Source organism: Pandoraea sp. CB10b_02, assembly GCF_002216225.1.
Lineage (GTDB): Bacteria > Pseudomonadota > Gammaproteobacteria > Burkholderiales > Burkholderiaceae > Pandoraea > Pandoraea nosoerga.
Genome location: NZ_NJGW02000010.1, coordinates 53,717 through 68,190 on the forward strand (window position 1 = coordinate 53,717; position 14,474 = coordinate 68,190).

Annotated in this window: 16 protein-coding genes and 1 tRNA gene; 4 read left to right on the forward strand and 13 right to left on the reverse strand. The window is 62.1% G+C overall.

Going from position 1 to position 14,474, the window contains the following annotated elements; genetic code table 11:
• Positions 1-63: 63 nt before the first annotated feature.
• Positions 64-1,116, reverse strand: coding sequence for a DMT family transporter (locus CDN36_RS12595; RefSeq protein ID WP_353846863.1), 1,053 nt, complete (start codon positions 1,114-1,116; stop codon positions 64-66).
• Between the two features lie 237 nt (positions 1,117-1,353).
• Here CDN36_RS12595 and acs point away from each other — a divergent pair, with 237 nt between their 5' ends.
• From acs to CDN36_RS12615, 4 genes are all read left to right on the forward strand, one after another.
• A complete protein-coding gene (gene acs, locus CDN36_RS12600; protein WP_287496873.1) occupies positions 1,354-3,336 on the forward strand; it encodes an acetate--CoA ligase in 1,983 nt (660 codons plus the stop codon).
• Between the two features lie 25 nt (positions 3,337-3,361).
• Positions 3,362-3,910, forward strand: a complete 549-nt coding sequence (locus CDN36_RS12605) for a DUF4212 domain-containing protein (RefSeq protein ID WP_287496874.1) — start codon at positions 3,362-3,364, stop codon at positions 3,908-3,910.
• The gene (locus CDN36_RS12610) at positions 3,907-5,925 is read left to right on the forward strand and encodes a sodium:solute symporter family protein (protein ID WP_287496875.1); all 2,019 of its coding nucleotides are present in this window, start codon (positions 3,907-3,909) and stop codon (positions 5,923-5,925) included. The genes CDN36_RS12605 and CDN36_RS12610 overlap by 4 nt, the downstream gene beginning before the upstream one ends.
• 84 nt (positions 5,926-6,009) lie before the next feature.
• Positions 6,010-6,100: transfer RNA gene (locus tag CDN36_RS12615), tRNA-Ser, on the forward strand.
• A 73-nt stretch (positions 6,101-6,173) separates the two neighbouring features.
• On the opposite strand, the gene CDN36_RS12620 is transcribed toward CDN36_RS12615, so the two are convergent.
• The 12 genes from CDN36_RS12620 to CDN36_RS12675 form a co-directional block, all read right to left on the reverse strand.
• Positions 6,174-7,226, reverse strand: a complete 1,053-nt coding sequence (locus CDN36_RS12620) for a tyrosine-type recombinase/integrase (protein ID WP_287496876.1) — start codon at positions 7,224-7,226, stop codon at positions 6,174-6,176.
• Positions 7,226-7,597: a DUF4224 domain-containing protein gene (locus tag CDN36_RS12625; RefSeq protein ID WP_287496877.1), complete on the reverse strand. Its 372-nt coding sequence runs from the start codon at positions 7,595-7,597 to the stop codon at positions 7,226-7,228. Before CDN36_RS12625 ends, CDN36_RS12620 begins: the two co-directional genes overlap by 1 nt.
• Positions 7,594-8,391, reverse strand: a complete 798-nt coding sequence (locus CDN36_RS12630) for a DNA cytosine methyltransferase (protein WP_287496878.1) — start codon at positions 8,389-8,391, stop codon at positions 7,594-7,596. The genes CDN36_RS12625 and CDN36_RS12630 overlap by 4 nt, the downstream gene beginning before the upstream one ends.
• Before the next feature lie 30 nt (positions 8,392-8,421).
• The gene (locus tag CDN36_RS12635) at positions 8,422-8,727 is read right to left on the reverse strand and encodes a hypothetical protein (protein WP_287496879.1); all 306 of its coding nucleotides are present in this window, start codon (positions 8,725-8,727) and stop codon (positions 8,422-8,424) included.
• Entirely contained in the window at positions 8,724-9,512 is a 789-nt protein-coding gene (locus CDN36_RS12640; RefSeq protein WP_287496880.1) for a DUF7666 domain-containing protein, read from the reverse strand. Before CDN36_RS12640 ends, CDN36_RS12635 begins: the two co-directional genes overlap by 4 nt.
• Before the next feature lie 17 nt (positions 9,513-9,529).
• Positions 9,530-9,685, reverse strand: coding sequence for a hypothetical protein (locus CDN36_RS12645; protein ID WP_287496881.1), 156 nt, complete (start codon positions 9,683-9,685; stop codon positions 9,530-9,532).
• A 10-nt stretch (positions 9,686-9,695) separates the two neighbouring features.
• Positions 9,696-11,357: a lambda-exonuclease family protein gene (locus CDN36_RS12650; protein ID WP_287496882.1), complete on the reverse strand. Its 1,662-nt coding sequence runs from the start codon at positions 11,355-11,357 to the stop codon at positions 9,696-9,698.
• Entirely contained in the window at positions 11,354-12,229 is an 876-nt protein-coding gene (gene bet / locus CDN36_RS12655) for a phage recombination protein Bet (RefSeq protein ID WP_287496883.1), read from the reverse strand. Before bet ends, CDN36_RS12650 begins: the two co-directional genes overlap by 4 nt.
• A 17-nt stretch (positions 12,230-12,246) precedes the next feature.
• On the reverse strand, positions 12,247-12,624 hold the full coding sequence (locus CDN36_RS12660; RefSeq protein ID WP_287496884.1) for a hypothetical protein: 378 nt from the start codon (positions 12,622-12,624) through the stop codon (positions 12,247-12,249).
• A gap of 82 nt (positions 12,625-12,706) precedes the next feature.
• Positions 12,707-12,937 carry a hypothetical protein gene (locus tag CDN36_RS12665; protein ID WP_287496885.1) on the reverse strand — a complete coding sequence of 77 codons (231 nt, stop codon included), beginning with the start codon at positions 12,935-12,937 and terminating at the stop codon, positions 12,707-12,709.
• Positions 12,938-13,371: 434 nt separating this feature from the next.
• Entirely contained in the window at positions 13,372-13,596 is a 225-nt protein-coding gene (locus tag CDN36_RS12670; RefSeq protein WP_287496886.1) for a hypothetical protein, read from the reverse strand.
• Positions 13,597-13,627: 31 nt separating this feature from the next.
• Entirely contained in the window at positions 13,628-14,422 is a 795-nt protein-coding gene (locus tag CDN36_RS12675; protein ID WP_287496887.1) for a polysaccharide deacetylase family protein, read from the reverse strand.
• Positions 14,423-14,474: the final 52 nt, after the last annotated feature.

A 14,474-nucleotide genomic window follows, 5' to 3' on the forward strand; every position in this document is an offset into this window, starting at 1 on the left:
GGCATCGCCCGGCGTCCCGGATTCCGGGCGGCAAGATCCGGTGTGCCCGGCATGGCCGGCATTTTACAACGTCTTGCCGCCAGGGCCGTGTTCCGTTCCGTCCCGGCCGTGCAATAGCGTGTTGCGCGTGTTGCCGGTCTTGCGCGCGCCGGCGGGCGGCAACGCGGCGAGGACGATGCCGGCAATCGTCAGCGCGAGGGCGGCGCCCTGCGCCACGGTGAGCCGCTCGCCCAGGAAGATCACCCCATAGGCGGTCGCGGCGACCGGCACCATGGCCGTGAAGACGCCGGCGAGCTGGGCGCTCACGTGGCGAATGCCGCGCATCCAGAGAAAGAACGAGAAGACGCTCGCGGCGAGCCCGTACCAGACGACGAGCGCCCAGTGCCCGGGTGTGAGCGCCGCGTAGTCGACCGCCATCAATCCGGCAATGCCGAACGGCAGCATCATCGCGCCGCCGAGCAGGTGCGTGTAGGCGCAGATGTCGATGGCCGGCAGTTCGGCCGCGAGGCGCTTCGAGACGATCACGTAGATCGCCTCACACGCGACGGCGCCCAGTACGAGCGCGTTGCCGAGCCAGGCGGTGCCCGCGTCGGCCGTGTCGCCGGCGCCGTGGCTGTCGCCGCGCGAGACGTTGAGCAGCGCCACGCCGGCGATGGCCAGCGCGATGCTCGCGAGCGCGCGTCGCGACGGAGGCTCGCGCAGCACGGCCCACGAGAGCAGCGCCACGCAGGCGGGCAGTGTGGCGGTGATGACGCCGGCGGCGGTGGCCGTCGTCATGCGCACGCCCGAGAGCATGAGCAGCGTGAAGAGGAACGTACCGAAGAACGTCTGCACGAACAGGTGCAGCCACTGCGTGCGCGTGACGCGACGCATTGCCGAGGGCCGGTAGCGCGGCGAGAGCGCGATCACGGCAATGACGAAGCGCCACAGCCCGAAGGCGGCCACGGGCATGACGGCGACCATCGTCTTGCCGATGCCGACGTTCGTGCCGACGATCGTCATGGCAAGCGCGAGCGCGAAACTCGGGAAGCGCGCGAACAGGCGCTCGGCGCGCGAGGACGCGGGGGCGGCGTTCGCGTCGGGCAGGGACGAGGGGGGTGAAGATGTCGAATTCACGGGCGCTCCGGGGCAGTCCGGGGTGGCGGGACAGAGGGGATGCGGGTAGGATTGTAGCGAATACGCCACACTCTGCGGCACGGCGGCGATGCGTTTCGCGCGAGTCCCGCGCGTGAGGCGCGCGCGGCGCGTGCACCAGTGTAAGGCGTTAGTAAGTCGCTCGTCTTAATGTCACGTTAGCGATTTGTTTTGGCTTGATTGCAATCGTTTTTGCAAATCCATAAGAGGGGACAACTCATGGCAGCAATCGAATCGGTATTGCAGGAGCAGCGCGTCTTCGCGCCGCCGCAGGCGCTGGTCGCCAACGCGAAGATCTCCGGCATGCCCGCCTATGAGGCGCTGTGCGCCGAGGCCGACAAGGATTACGAGGGATTCTGGGCGCGTCAGGCGCGCGAGAACCTGGCCTGGCACAAACCGTTCACCAAAGTCCTCGACGAGACCCGTGCCCCGTTCTACACGTGGTTCGAGGACGGGCTGATCAACGCATCGTACAACTGCCTGGACCGCCAGATCGAAGCGGGCCTGGGCGACAAGCCCGCCATCGTGTTCGAAGCCGACGACGGCACCGTCACGCCCGTGACCTATCGCGACCTACTCGCGCGCGTGAACCGTTTCGCCAATGCGCTCAAGGCCAAGGGCGTGAAAAAGGGCGACCGCGTGGTGATCTACATGCCGATGTCGATCGAGGGCGTGGTTGCCATGCAGGCCTGTGCGCGCATTGGCGCCACGCATTCGGTGGTGTTCGGCGGCTTCTCGGCCAAATCACTCAACGAACGCGTGATCGATGCGGGCGCCGTGGCCATCGTCACGGCCGACGAGCAGATGCGCGGCGGCAAGGCGCTGCCGCTCAAGGCCATCGTCGACGAGGCGCTCGCCATGGGCGGTTGCGAGCATGTGAAGTCGGTGATCGTCTACCGCCGCACGGGCGGCAACGTGACGATGCAGGCCGGTCGCGACGAGGTGCTGCAGGATCTCGTCGCGAGCCAGTCGGACCAGTGCGAGCCCGAGTGGGTGAGCGCCGAGCATCCGCTCTTCATCCTCTATACGTCCGGCTCGACGGGCAAGCCCAAGGGCGTGCAGCACAGCACCGGCGGCTATCTGCTGTGGGCGTCGCTCACCATGCAGTGGACGTTCGACATCAAGCCGGACGACGTTTTCTGGTGCACGGCCGACATCGGCTGGATCACCGGCCACACGTACATCGCCTATGGCCCGCTGGCGGTGGGCGCGACGCAGGTCGTGTTCGAAGGCGTGCCGACGTACCCGAACGCCGGGCGTTTCTGGGAAATGATCGGGCGTCACAAGGTGTCGGTGTTCTATACCGCGCCGACGGCGATCCGCTCGCTGATCAAGGCGGCCGAGCAGTCGCCGGACGTGCATCCGAAGAAGTACGATCTGTCGTCCCTGCGCATTCTCGGCTCGGTCGGCGAGCCGATCAATCCGGAAGCGTGGATGTGGTACTACGAGAACGTGGGCGGCGGCCGTTGTCCGATCGTCGATACGTGGTGGCAGACCGAGACCGGCGGCCATGTGATTACGCCGCTGCCGGGCGCAACGCCGCTCGTGCCGGGCTCGTGCACGCTGGGCTTGCCGGGCATCGACGTGGCGATCGTCGACGAGACGGGCCAGGACGTGCCCAACGGTCAGGGCGGCATGCTGGTGATCAAGCGCCCGTGGCCGTCGATGATCCGGACGATCTGGGGCGACCCGGAGCGTTACAAGTCGAGCTACTTCCCGGCGGAGCTGGGCGGCAGGATCTATCTGGCCGGCGACGGCTCGATCCGCGACACGAAGACCGGCTATTTCACCATCATGGGCCGTATCGACGACGTGCTGAACGTGTCGGGGCACCGCATGGGCACGATGGAGATCGAGTCGGCGCTGGTGGCCAATCCGATCGTGGCCGAGGCGGCGGTGGTGGGCCGTCCGGACGACACGACGGGCGAGGCCATCGTGGCGTTCGTGGTGCTCAAGCGGGCGCGTCCGACCGGCGACGAGGCCAAGCAGCTCGCGCTCGAACTGCGCAACTGGGTGGGCAAGGAGATCGGTCCGATCGCCAAGCCGAAGGACATCCGTTTCGGGGACAACCTGCCGAAGACCCGTTCGGGCAAGATCATGCGGCGCTTGCTGCGCGTGATCGCCAAGGGCGAGGAAATCACGCAGGACACGTCCACGCTCGAGAATCCGGCCATTCTGGACCAGCTCAAGCAGGCGCAATAAGCGCGCGGCCCCGCCCCCGGCTGCCATGCACAAACGTTCGCAGACTGGCGAGCGCGAGGCTGTGGGCGCGACGCCGGCCGCGGCCGGCGGGGCCGAGCTCGACTGGCACGGCGCTGCCGCGCAAATCGCCGCACGTCACTGGCGGCGCACCCTGGGGCTCGTCGCGGTGTTGATGGTGATCGGGTTCGCGGTAACGTTCGTGCCGCAGTTCTGGGCGCGCGAATGGGCCGGAGTGCGTTTTGCCGGATGGCCGTTGCCGTTCTACATGGGCGCGCAGGGCTCGATCCTGACCGACATTGGCCTGATCGTCATCTACGCGTGGCTGCAGCGCAGCAACGATGCGCGCTACCGGCGCGAGCTGCATGCGTTGCGCGAGGCGCATCGCGCGAGTCTCGGCCTCGACGACGAGGCTCTCGCCGACGATCGGGCATCTGCCACGTCCGGGCGCGCTTCCTCACGCACTTTCTCACGCGCTTCCTCACGCACGTTCCCCGTCTCGGGTGCTTCCCGTACCTCCGGCACCTCCCGCGCCTCCAGCACCTCCCGCGCCGATCCGGCGCCCGACCTCCGATGAGTTTCACGCGCAGACTGCTGCGTTATTACCTCTACTACACGGCGGGATTTCTCGCGTTCGTGCTGATGATCGGTTTGCTCGAACGGGTCAATGGCCCGGGCGTGTGGATCGGTTATGCGTTTCTGTTCGTGACGATTGCCGTCTACGCGGTCATCGGCCTGATTTCGCGGACGTCCGATGCGACCGAGTACTACGTGGCGGGGCGTCGCGTGCCGCCCGTGTTCAACGGAATGGCGTGCGCGGCCGACTGGATGAGCGCGGCGTCGTTCATGGGGCTCGCGGGCTCGCTGTACGTCTCCGGCTACGACGGTCTCGCGTATGTCATGGGATGGACGGGCGGGTACTGCCTCGTGGCGTTCTTGCTGGCGCCATATTTGCGCAAGATGGGGCGCTACACGGTGCCGGATTTCCTCGGCACGCGATACGACAGCAACCTCGTGCGGGCGCTGGGCGTTTTCTCGACGATCCTGTGTTCGTTCGTCTATCTCGTCGCGCAGATTCAGGGCGTGGGGCTGATTGCGTCACGCTTCATCGGTGTCGAGTTCACGATCGGGATCTTCTTCGGGCTGGCGGGCATCCTGGTGTGCTCGTTCCTCGGAGGGATGCGCGCGGTCACGTGGACTCAGGTGGCCCAGTACATCATCATGATCACGGCGTTCCTGCTACCCACGGCGATGATCGGCCATCAGACCGGCAACGGCTGGTTCCCACAGTTCACCTACGGACAGGCGCTCGCGAAGGTGGAGTCCCTGGAGCGCGAGATTCTGCAGTCGGTGCCTGAGCGCGAGGTGCGCGAGCACTATCGCGAGCAGGCCGAGCAGATGCAGCGGCGGCTCGACGGGCTGCCCGACAGTTTCTACAGCGAGCGCGCGGAGCTTGAGCGCCAGTTGCTCGATACGAAGCGCCGCAACGGGCCGTTGCGGGACGTGAAGGTGCTCGAGGCGAAGCTCGAGGCGTTTCCGCGCGACGTGGGCGAAGCGCATACACAGTGGCTCGAGATGCGCAACCAGTATGCCGAGCGCAGCGAGCCGCCACACGCGATGACGGATCCGTTTCCCGCGCGCGACGGCACGACGCGCAGCGCGCAGCGCCTGAACTTCGTGCTGTTGATGGTGTGTCTGATGATCGGCACGGCGAGCTTGCCGCACATCCTGACCCGATACGGCACGACCGCGACGGTGCAGGGCGCGCGCAGTTCGGTGGGATGGACGCTGTTTTTCGTGGCGTTGCTGTACGTGAGCGCGCCGGCGTTGGCGGTGATGCTCAAGTACGACGTGCTGCTGCATCTCGTGGGGGCGCGCTACGACAACCTGCCCGGGTGGGTGACGCAATGGCGGCACGCGACGCCGGTGCAACTCGACGTCGCCGACGTCTATCGCGACGGGGTGGTGCAGTGGGGCGAAATCTGGATGCAGCCGGACATGCTGGTGCTGGCGGGCCCGGAGATTGCGGGTTTGCCGTATGTGATTTCGGGGCTGGTCGCGGCAGGGGCGCTGGCGGCGGTGCTGTCGACGGCGGACGGGTTGCTGCTGACGATCGCGAATGCGTTGTCGCACGACGTGTATTTCCACATGATCGACCGGAACGCGTCGAGCCAGAAGCGAGTGACGACCTCGAAGATCCTATTGTTGTGCGTGGCGATGTTTGCATCCTACGTAACGTCGCTGAAGCTGGGGAACATTCTGTTTCTCGTGGGCGCGGCGTTTTCGTTGGCGGCGTCGTGCCTTTTTCCGGCGTTGGTGCTGGGAGTGTTCTGGAAGGGGACCACGCGGCTGGGCGCGACGGCAGGGATGGTGAGCGGGCTGCTGGTGTGCGTGTACTACATCACGACGACGTACCCGTTCTTCACCCGGCTGACGGGCTTTGCGGGGACGCGCTGGTGGGGCGTAGATCCGATTGCGGCGGGAGCGTTCGGGGTGCCGGTCGGGTTTGCGGTGGCGATCCTGTTCAGTTTGCTGGGCGGCCGTGCGGGCGAGCGAGACCGCCATCTGGTGGACCATCTGCGTCGCCCGTGAGAGTGGGCGGCGAAGAAATTTGAGGGTGGCGCACCCAAAAGGTATGGGATGTTGCCGACGATCTGCTATAATGCGCGACCTTCAGGAGAGATGGATGAGTGGTTTAAGTCGCACGCCTGGAAAGCGTGTATAGGTTAATAGCCTATCGGGGGTTCGAATCCCCCTCTCTCCGCCACCGACACATAAGGCTTTGCGGGTTAGCAAGCACTTCTGCGGTATTATTAAACCTGCCGTGTATTATTGAATTGCTACCGCAAAGGCTGAATCACCTCCGGTTTGCGTCGATAAACGCGCTCCGTGATCCGACTGTCCGCATGCGCCATCAATGCCCTCGCATGCTCCAGTGTTGCCGCATCTGACGCGCACTTGGCCCGCAAGTCGTGTTCGTTGAACCGCACCTTCACTGCAGTTTCCTTCAATACGCGGTCCATGAATCCGCGCCACATCGAGTCCCATCCGCCAGCGCGCCCCGTCTCGTCGCTGACATAGCACTCCCCCCGAAGATTGCAGAATAGCCACGGTGCAATGCGCACCGGCCGCGACGCTTTAGCCATCTCGACCGCCGCGCGAAGTTCAGCGGTCCATGCCAAGATCACGCGCTTGCCAGTGCTGCCGGCCGTCTTGCTAGGGGTGACGTGAATGCCATCATCCTGCAAATCGGACATTGTGAGTCGCAGCAGGTCTCCCCGGCGAAGGCCGGTGATCATCTTGATGCGGATATATGCCTGGACGGCCAACACACTCCCCGCTTTCCGCCTCGATTCGAGCGATAGGCATTCGACGATTTCCCAATCCTCGACATACCGCGTGCGCGGCTTCTCTCCCGCCAGTCTCACCTCACCCTTGAATGGGTGCGAATCGATGATGCCCCATTCAACGGCCTTGGTGAAGGCGTGCGAAAGAATCTCAATCTCACGTCGCGCAGCCGTTTTCGCTTGGCGGCGCTCGACATACTGATAGACCAACTTTGGCTTTACAGTTGAAATGGGAATCGCTCCTAGGACGGCGCGCAATCGCTTGATGGCGACGGCGTTCTGAGATTGCGTCGTTTGCGCCTTTGTCGGTACAACCTGAAGCTCATAGCGCTCTAGAAGGTCACCGACAGTTCGCGCATCACCAGCAGTCTCTAGGCGTTTCGCCCATTCCCTGTATGCCTCTGGTAGCGAGGAGCCGAGGCGAAAGAATCGCTTCCCATCCCACATTGACTCGAGCCCGCGCGGCACTTGGTAATAGTAGGCGTTGTGCTTGAATGTCCACCGTTTTGGCAGACCACGATTCTCTGGTTTGCGTATGCGAGACATTACGCTGCACTCCAATTAGGCTGCCACTCCGTTTCCTTGCGCGTCTTTCGAGCACCCCCCATGAGGCTTTCCAAATGGGATCGCAGCACCGCTACCGTACCGTCGGGCCTGATGCGATGTTCGATGCCCATGGCACGTAGGACCTTCACTTGCGCCGTGTACTTTTGACGCTGCGTCAATTCGCGCAACTCTTTTTCTGATAGGGTAAGGTTCATTTCTCCACTCCCCAATCTCTCGCGGCAACGCCGCGTCTTTAAATGCAAACGGGGACGCGCTAACAAGGGCGTCCCCGCTTTCCAAACATCGTAAATAACCGGTGCCGAGGGCGGCGCTCGGCTCAGTGCTTCGGCCGTGGCCGGGTGGGTGGTCATGCTATTTCCTCGATCACTTCGGCGGCGCACCGGATGAACTCGGCAGCCGCTTCCGCGTTGATCGCGTTGCCGTAGGCGCGCAGGCGTCCCACGTGACCGGCAGTCCCATCAATGAGCGGCTCAGTGCCGGATTCAAGCAACCGACGATTTCCGTCGGCGCCGACAACATCTCGCCAGTTAGGCAATGCAGCCGGGCTGCATCCACCAAAGTGACTCCGTCGTGATGCGCGCTGCTCGGGTTTGAGCGCACGGCGGTGCGATTCCGGCCGCCGCGGCTGTCGTTGACCGTTGGAGTGGGCCATAAAGAAAAGGCGCGACCGTCGAATCGGAAATGCGACGCGGCGAGCGCAGAGATCGACCGCCCCGCAGGCGTAGTTCGAGTTTTCGAGGTCGGCAAAAACTCGATCGAGCCAACCGAGTCCGGCAGCGCTTGCAACTTGCTCCCCAAGCACATCGACAGGTCGGCACTGTGCAATGAGCCAGTACCACGCAGGCCACAGGTGCCGCTCGTCAGCAAACCCAAGTCCTGCGCCTGCCGCGCTGAAAGGTTGGCACGGACAGGAACCGGTCCAAACAGGTCGATCGTCAGGCCATCCAGCCATGCGCAGGGCATACGACCAGACGCCGATGCCTGCGAAGAAGTGGCACTGTGTGTAGCCTCGGATGTCATCGGGTCGAACATCTCGGATATCTCTCGTGTCCACGTCACCGGGCGCGATATGCCCGGCGGCGATTAGGTTGCGGAGCCAGTCGGCGACGTACTCGTCAAACTCGTTGTAGTAGGCGCCGCGCATGTCAGTCGCCCAGAATGATCTCGTTCTGTCTCATGAGCGGTCCCCAAACAGTGACTGCGGCGGCTTCGTTGCGTCGACGCTGGCATAGTGGAAAGCCAGGCGACGGATCAGTTTCTGATAGCGCACCGGATCGGCGTGAAGGCGGCACGTTTCGCCCGGTGTGAACTCGTCGCCTCGGTCACATTCGCAGCGCTGGCGCAATTTCTCGCGTGCGGCAGCGCGATATGCCGCTTTCTTCGTGAGCCAGCGTCGTCCACCGGCACGCAGCGTCTCCACCACAGACGGCGGCGCAGGCTCGGTATTCAGCCCCTCGGGGCGTGGGTCCATGTAGCTCATTGCTCGATCTCCACGAATTCGCCAGACTCGTTCACCGTGTACCAAGTGTCCGCCTTGATGTTCTCTCCGACATAACCGACTGCAAATCGCGTGCGCTCCGATTTCTCATCCCACCAAGGCGCAGCAATGCAACCATTGGCACCCGCCTTGAAACGCTCGACGGAGCCTGCACAGGCGATGACAGCCTTTTCTCCAGCCACATCGATCTGGGCGTAGTCGCCGCTGCTGCCGATCTGGGCGTAGTCGCCACTGCTGCCGATCTGGGCGGAGTAGCCGCTGCTGCCGATCTGGGCGTAGTCGCCGCTGCTGCCGATCTGGGCGGAGTCGCCGCTGCTGCCGATCTGGGCGGAGTTGCCGCTGCTGCCGATCCGGGCGGAGTTGCCGCTATCGACTTCCCCATCCTTCAACTCAACTTTCGCTTCGTCTTGAATCGCTTTCGTCCAAGCCGGCATTTGGTCGAGCCACTTCTTTGCGACCATGTTGAAAGCGACGGCGAACGTTCCGCTGTAGACGACTTCGCCCTTCGGAAATTTGACCTTGCCGCCGATTTCGATCAGATCGGACTTTGCGACCTTGACGACTTGCCACGTCTCATCGCCGCCATAATCCTTGATGTCACTCCAGTTGCCTTCGGGCCATAGAATGCCGTGGAGTCCATTGCCGCACTCTGCGCGCGGATTCCAATCAGGACATTCAACGAGACCAGATTCGGGCCATTGGAAGCCGTTGTAGGCTTTGCGGTTCTTGTCGCTGGTGCGAATCACAAGTACGCTTTCGTTAAGCATTTTTGTCCTCACGTAAATTAGAAAAGCTGGCCCAGCATGTCGTCGAAGTAATGCAGGACGGCCGCGCGCAGCTTTACATCGACGGCCAGTTGCTTGTCGTCGTCCGGGCCTTCCTTCTGGGCGTTCAGATGCAGGATTTCGGCCTTGCCGGAAAATCGGAATTTCTGCGTCATGTCGTTCCCCTCAGGCTGCGCGCTTCAATTGATGACCGGCGACCGCCTCGACGTGCTGCACGATCGCGCGGCAGATCAGGGGGAAGTCTTCTTCGTGGTACAGCTTTGCAGCGCCTTCGGCATGCGGGGCGAAGCCAAGCGACCGCAGGAAATCGGCGGTAACGGTGAATCCAAGGCGGTCATGGATCGCGCCCAGCTTTAGGGTCGGGGCGCTGCGCGGCGCGCTGCTGGCGACGGCCTGAACCGGGGCCGGGCTGACCGGCTGCGCGACTTCGACCTGCTGCAATGCCGGGGCGGGCGCAGGCTGGGCGGCCTGCTGCTGGGCTGCCAGCTTCGCGGCTTCTTCTTGGCGGATGCGTTCGCGTTCGGCTTCCAGACGGTCGGCTTCGGCCTTCTTGTGCTGTTCGATCCGGCTGCTGATCGTCAGGGCGAAGTCTTCCATCGGCTTGACGATGATCTGTTGCAGATCAGGGAACAGGGCGGAATGACCGGCGGCGTTTTCGCGGCACCATGCCAGCTTTTCGCGCACGTCCTTGGCGTAGGCGTCGGCGTCGATCTTCGCGGAAGCCAGCGTCGTATCAAGGGCGTTCTGGATGCTGACCAGCGTTTTCAGCCCCTTGATGGCCCCGCCGAAGTCGGGCTGGGCGACGACCAGATGGACGCCGGTAATTTCGGCCTGCAACGCGGCGACATGGGCGTAAAACTGCTTCCGGGCTTCCTCGACCTTCTCGACGCGGATGCTTTCCTTGCGCTGCTTGACCAGCTTTTCAAGGGTCAGGCGCTTTTGCCGGGCTTCTTCCTTGATCGCATCGACCGTGCGGAACAGTTCGTCGATGCTGGCCGTCTGCGAAAGCGCGTGCTGCTTGGCAGCTTCCAGCCGATCTTCGACTTCCTTGCACCATTTCGTTGTCTTGTCGGCGTTCGCAAAGTCTTCGTCGGTTTCAAGGTCGGTCTTGATGCCGTTGAAGACTTCGATGGCGCGCGCCTTGAATTCGGCAAGGTTCGACGCGGTTACAGCGCCGGAAACTTCGATGCGCAGGGCGGGCAGCGCATCCGGGGCGCGTCCGGCGACTTCGGGCTTGGCTTCGACATGCTGGTAGGCTTCCAAGTCCTTTTCAAACTGCGCCCAGCCGTCGGCGATGCGCTGGCGCAGGGCCTGGTCGGATTCGTACCAGCGGGCGAACGGGTCGCCGATAAGCTGGTCGTTTCCGTCCCATTTTGTTGCCATGAACAGGCATTTTTCCGCGCCGGAAACCATCAACTGCTGTTCCATCTGGATGCGGTAATGCAGGGGTAGCGCGTCGGCGGTCTGGCAGGCCCGAATGTCGTCGTTCAGGGTCTTATGCTCGAAGCAAATGTCTTCCAGCATGGTCAGGCCGTCGAAGCTGGCGGCCAGCTTGCCTTCGGAACCGACGACCGGGTAAAGCTCCGCGCCGATGATTTCTTCGGCCAGCGGGCGGGCCAGCGCTTCAAAGCGATGACCGTCATCGAAGCGGCGCTGGGTCGCGTCATCGACTTCGGCGCTGACGCCGGTCGCCTTTTCGCGCAGCAGTTCGTTCCGGGACTTGTAGGGCGATTCGCCCATCATGGCCGGGGCGTCGCTGGCGGTGAAATGGGCAGCGCGGAAAGCATGCCATTCGGGGGTTCCTTGTTGCAGGTTGTGCGTGATCATTGCTGTTCCCCTTGTTCAGCGGCTTCCATGTCGTCGACGAAAGAATCGACTTCTTGCTTTTTCAGGGCGCGGATGCGGTCGGCCTGCGCCGGGGTCAGGCGGTAGCCGCTGGTGACCTTGGCGATGATCTTGGCCGCCGTTGTCCGGTCGGCATTGATGGCGTCCTGCCAAGCTGGCAGGTTCTTTTCCAGTTGCGCGTCGGTATAGGCGAGCAGTTCCTTCGGCGCGTCCTTCTTGTTCAGGATTTCGCCGGTATTGCCGTCGATGACCGTAGCCCCGTCGTCAAGGCTCTTGCCTTCCATTTCGTCGGCGGTCGGCTGCGCGCCGAATTCGGGGAACGCCTTGCGCAGCGCTTGGGCTTCGGCGCATTTGGCAAGCTGGGCATAGGGGCGACGCTTCCACATCGCGTTCGGGGCTTGGGAATCCTTGCCTGCGGTCGCGTAGTTTTCCTTCCAGCGTTCGGTCGCCGCGAATTCAGCGATCAGGCCATTCGGCAGCAGGCGCTTGACGACGACGCGGCACCATGCCGGATAAGTCATGGACAGATTGCCGACTTCTTCGGTTACGTCCGGCCCGAATTCCGGTTCCGAAACCCCGGCGTATTCGCCGGATCGGGCGGCCTGCGTCCGGTAGCTGCCGATGCCCGGCATGATTACGTCGCGCATCGACTTGGCCTTGTTGTCCCACATCGGTACGATATGGACAGGCTTCTGCATGGGATCAAGGCCGGAAGCCTTGCAGTAGCCGATGACCATCTTGATCGAATCGTCTTGCGCGCCCGGATACAGCGAATTGCGCAGGACGTTCATCAGTTCCTGTTCGGACATCGCCAAGGCGGGCAGCGATTCCTTCCTGACTGCTGGTGCGTTCATGTTTTCTCCTTGAAAAATCAGTCTTCGTAGCAATGGCGGCAGCCCCGGCCCCGGCAGCGCGGGCAGGCGTTCGCAATTTCGTCATCGATCTGGCGTTCTGCTTCCCGGCGCGCTGCGCGCTCCCAGTAGTCGCCAATCAGGGTTTTCAGCGCCAAGCCAGCGCCTGCGGTGTTCCCGGCGGTCAGCAGCTTGCAAAGCGCTTCGATGCCGGTCATGTCCAGTTCGCCAAGGGCTTCGGACAGGTTCGCGGGTGTAAATGGGCCGTATTCCGTCCCGGCCAGCAGTTCGTCGGTTCGCTGGTCGATGGCTTCGTCGCGGCGGTCGTCTTCGTCCAGCCGGGCCAAATACCTGTTCAGGTCAGCCGTGACCGCGCAAGGCATGCTGTAGATGCTCATAGCGTGACCTTTGCCAGATTCCACGACTTGCGCAGGCCGTAGCCCCGGCGGACGTAGTAAAGGAAATCGGCGACGAACTTCTTCATTTGATGGCCCTCGCGCTGACCTTGCAGGGCAGGCCGACGCGCTCGGCGGCGTCGATTACTGCGTCGCAGGTGCTGGGAAACAGGCCGTCATAGGTCTGTTCGCCGTCTTCGGTCTTGGCCGTTACCCGGCACTTGACGGCGCGGGCGGCGGCAACCTGCTGCGGGATGGCTGCAAAGCTGTTCAGGACTCCCGCGAAGGCGGGGTGAACGTGGGCGTTTGGTTGCATCGTTTGCTCCTTTCCGGCGGTTTGAAATATCCGCCGATGGATTGAATAATATCCGTGCGCGGTTATTTGTCAAGCCGTAAACGGATATTTTTTCGGAGCAGGCAACAAAAAACCCGCCAATGGCGGGTTCTGGTGGGGCTGGACGGGGTGCTAGTGGGTGCCTTTTAGTGCACGGCAGTACCGATGCTCTTCCACGTCCTTCGACTTCGCATCGGCGATGGTTTGCCACTGCATGTTCTGCGGAGTGTCAGGGCCGCCCGCACAAAGGGGGGTAATGTGGTCGATGGCATAGCCAGGGCACTTGCCCCGTGTCTGCCCGGTGGCCGGACATGGTTGCTGGCGCTGGAATTCGTGTTTTGCTGCCGCGCTACGGTGAGTTTTGGCGTTGCATGGAAACGCTATCACCGCAGCCAGGGCAATGAATGCGATGCGAATCATTCGATGGGCAGGCCGATGGCTTTGAATGCCATGCTCAGGGATAGCGCCTCTTGCATTGCCAGCTTGTCGGCCTGTTCTCTCATTTCCATTACTGTGTCGATGTCGCCCTTTGACAAAGCTGCGACTTTGGTTTGCTGCACAAGTGCCCATTTTTTGTGAGTGTCGATCGCCTCGGTGAGGTAACGCTTGGCATCCACATTTTCCACATCTGCGTCGCCCATCAGAAACTTGTTGTGCTGGGTAGAGGCTGGCCTAGCTGGGGATATCATCGTAACCAATGATCTGCACACGCCCCATGTCCGCCTGCCGCTTGAGATAGGAGATAAACATCGAAAACTGTTTGACATCTATTGTCATGCCCGACGGATCCGTCGCGGCATCCCCAACTTTATGGATAACAATGGACCATAATCCAGGCCTCGACTGCCGCAAAAACGTTTCTAGCTCGGATTCTAGACTCGCGGCTGTGTCAGAAGACGATAAAGAAGGAGAGCCACCAGCGTCGATGAACAGTGGGTCACGCACTGGCAGCGGCTGAAATTTGGAGAAATCTTCAGGGGCCGCCCTGACACGACGAAACAGAGGTTCCGATAAATCGCGCAACTGCATATTCCATGCTCGCTGATTGGGTGCCAAAGAGAGTACATCGAATCCGAATGATCGCATTTCGGATTTGATCGTCTTTAGAAAATCATTGGCTTCGCTTCGGCCATGCTTGAGCTTGTCGACCATGTTATCGCCGCTATACGCCCCGATGGTCCAGCCAGAGCTTTTCATCTGAGTCAACATGTACCGAGTGAGACCAATGTTATAAGCATTGTCTTTCGTTACATTGTCAACCGTTCGATAGTCTACAAAATATGTCCCGACAACTCCTTCAGAGTACATTATCGGGTATGCCACATTATAGGCATCAGGCCAATAATCAAATGTAATAGCAACGGCTGGAATATCAGAAGTCATCTTCTTTTTCGCTCCAACCCCGCAGCCGCTTAGAATTAACAGCAAAAACATAGCGCTTACGTGCAAGAGTGCTTTCGACTTCATGGACTACTCAGATGCGACGCCGAGGTTGTGAAAGAAACGGCAATAGGCATGT

Excerpts from the sequence above, each read along its gene's own strand:
- bet (WP_287496883.1), bottom strand. The coding sequence starts at position 12,229 with ATGAACGCACCAGCAGTCAGGAAGGAATCGCTGCCCGCCTTGGCGATG.
- CDN36_RS12620 (WP_287496876.1), bottom strand. The coding sequence starts at position 7,226 with ATGTCTCGCATACGCAAACCAGAGAATCGTGGTCTGCCAAAACGGTGG.
- CDN36_RS12605 (WP_287496874.1), top strand. The coding sequence starts at position 3,362 with ATGCACAAACGTTCGCAGACTGGCGAGCGCGAGGCTGTGGGCGCGACG.
- CDN36_RS12665 (WP_287496885.1), bottom strand. The coding sequence starts at position 12,937 with ATGCAACCAAACGCCCACGTTCACCCCGCCTTCGCGGGAGTCCTGAAC.
- CDN36_RS12650 (WP_287496882.1), bottom strand. The coding sequence starts at position 11,357 with ATGATCACGCACAACCTGCAACAAGGAACCCCCGAATGGCATGCTTTC.
- CDN36_RS12610 (WP_287496875.1), top strand. The coding sequence starts at position 3,907 with ATGAGTTTCACGCGCAGACTGCTGCGTTATTACCTCTACTACACGGCG.
- CDN36_RS12635 (WP_287496879.1), bottom strand. The coding sequence starts at position 8,727 with ATGAGCTACATGGACCCACGCCCCGAGGGGCTGAATACCGAGCCTGCG.
- acs (WP_287496873.1), top strand. The coding sequence starts at position 1,354 with ATGGCAGCAATCGAATCGGTATTGCAGGAGCAGCGCGTCTTCGCGCCG.
- CDN36_RS12645 (WP_287496881.1), bottom strand. The coding sequence starts at position 9,685 with ATGACGCAGAAATTCCGATTTTCCGGCAAGGCCGAAATCCTGCATCTG.
- CDN36_RS12625 (WP_287496877.1), bottom strand. The coding sequence starts at position 7,597 with ATGACCACCCACCCGGCCACGGCCGAAGCACTGAGCCGAGCGCCGCCC.
- CDN36_RS12675 (WP_287496887.1), bottom strand. The coding sequence starts at position 14,422 with ATGAAGTCGAAAGCACTCTTGCACGTAAGCGCTATGTTTTTGCTGTTA.
- CDN36_RS12660 (WP_287496884.1), bottom strand. The coding sequence starts at position 12,624 with ATGAGCATCTACAGCATGCCTTGCGCGGTCACGGCTGACCTGAACAGG.
- CDN36_RS12640 (WP_287496880.1), bottom strand. The coding sequence starts at position 9,512 with ATGCTTAACGAAAGCGTACTTGTGATTCGCACCAGCGACAAGAACCGC.
- CDN36_RS12630 (WP_287496878.1), bottom strand. The coding sequence starts at position 8,391 with ATGCGCGGCGCCTACTACAACGAGTTTGACGAGTACGTCGCCGACTGG.
- CDN36_RS12670 (WP_287496886.1), bottom strand. The coding sequence starts at position 13,596 with ATGGGCGACGCAGATGTGGAAAATGTGGATGCCAAGCGTTACCTCACC.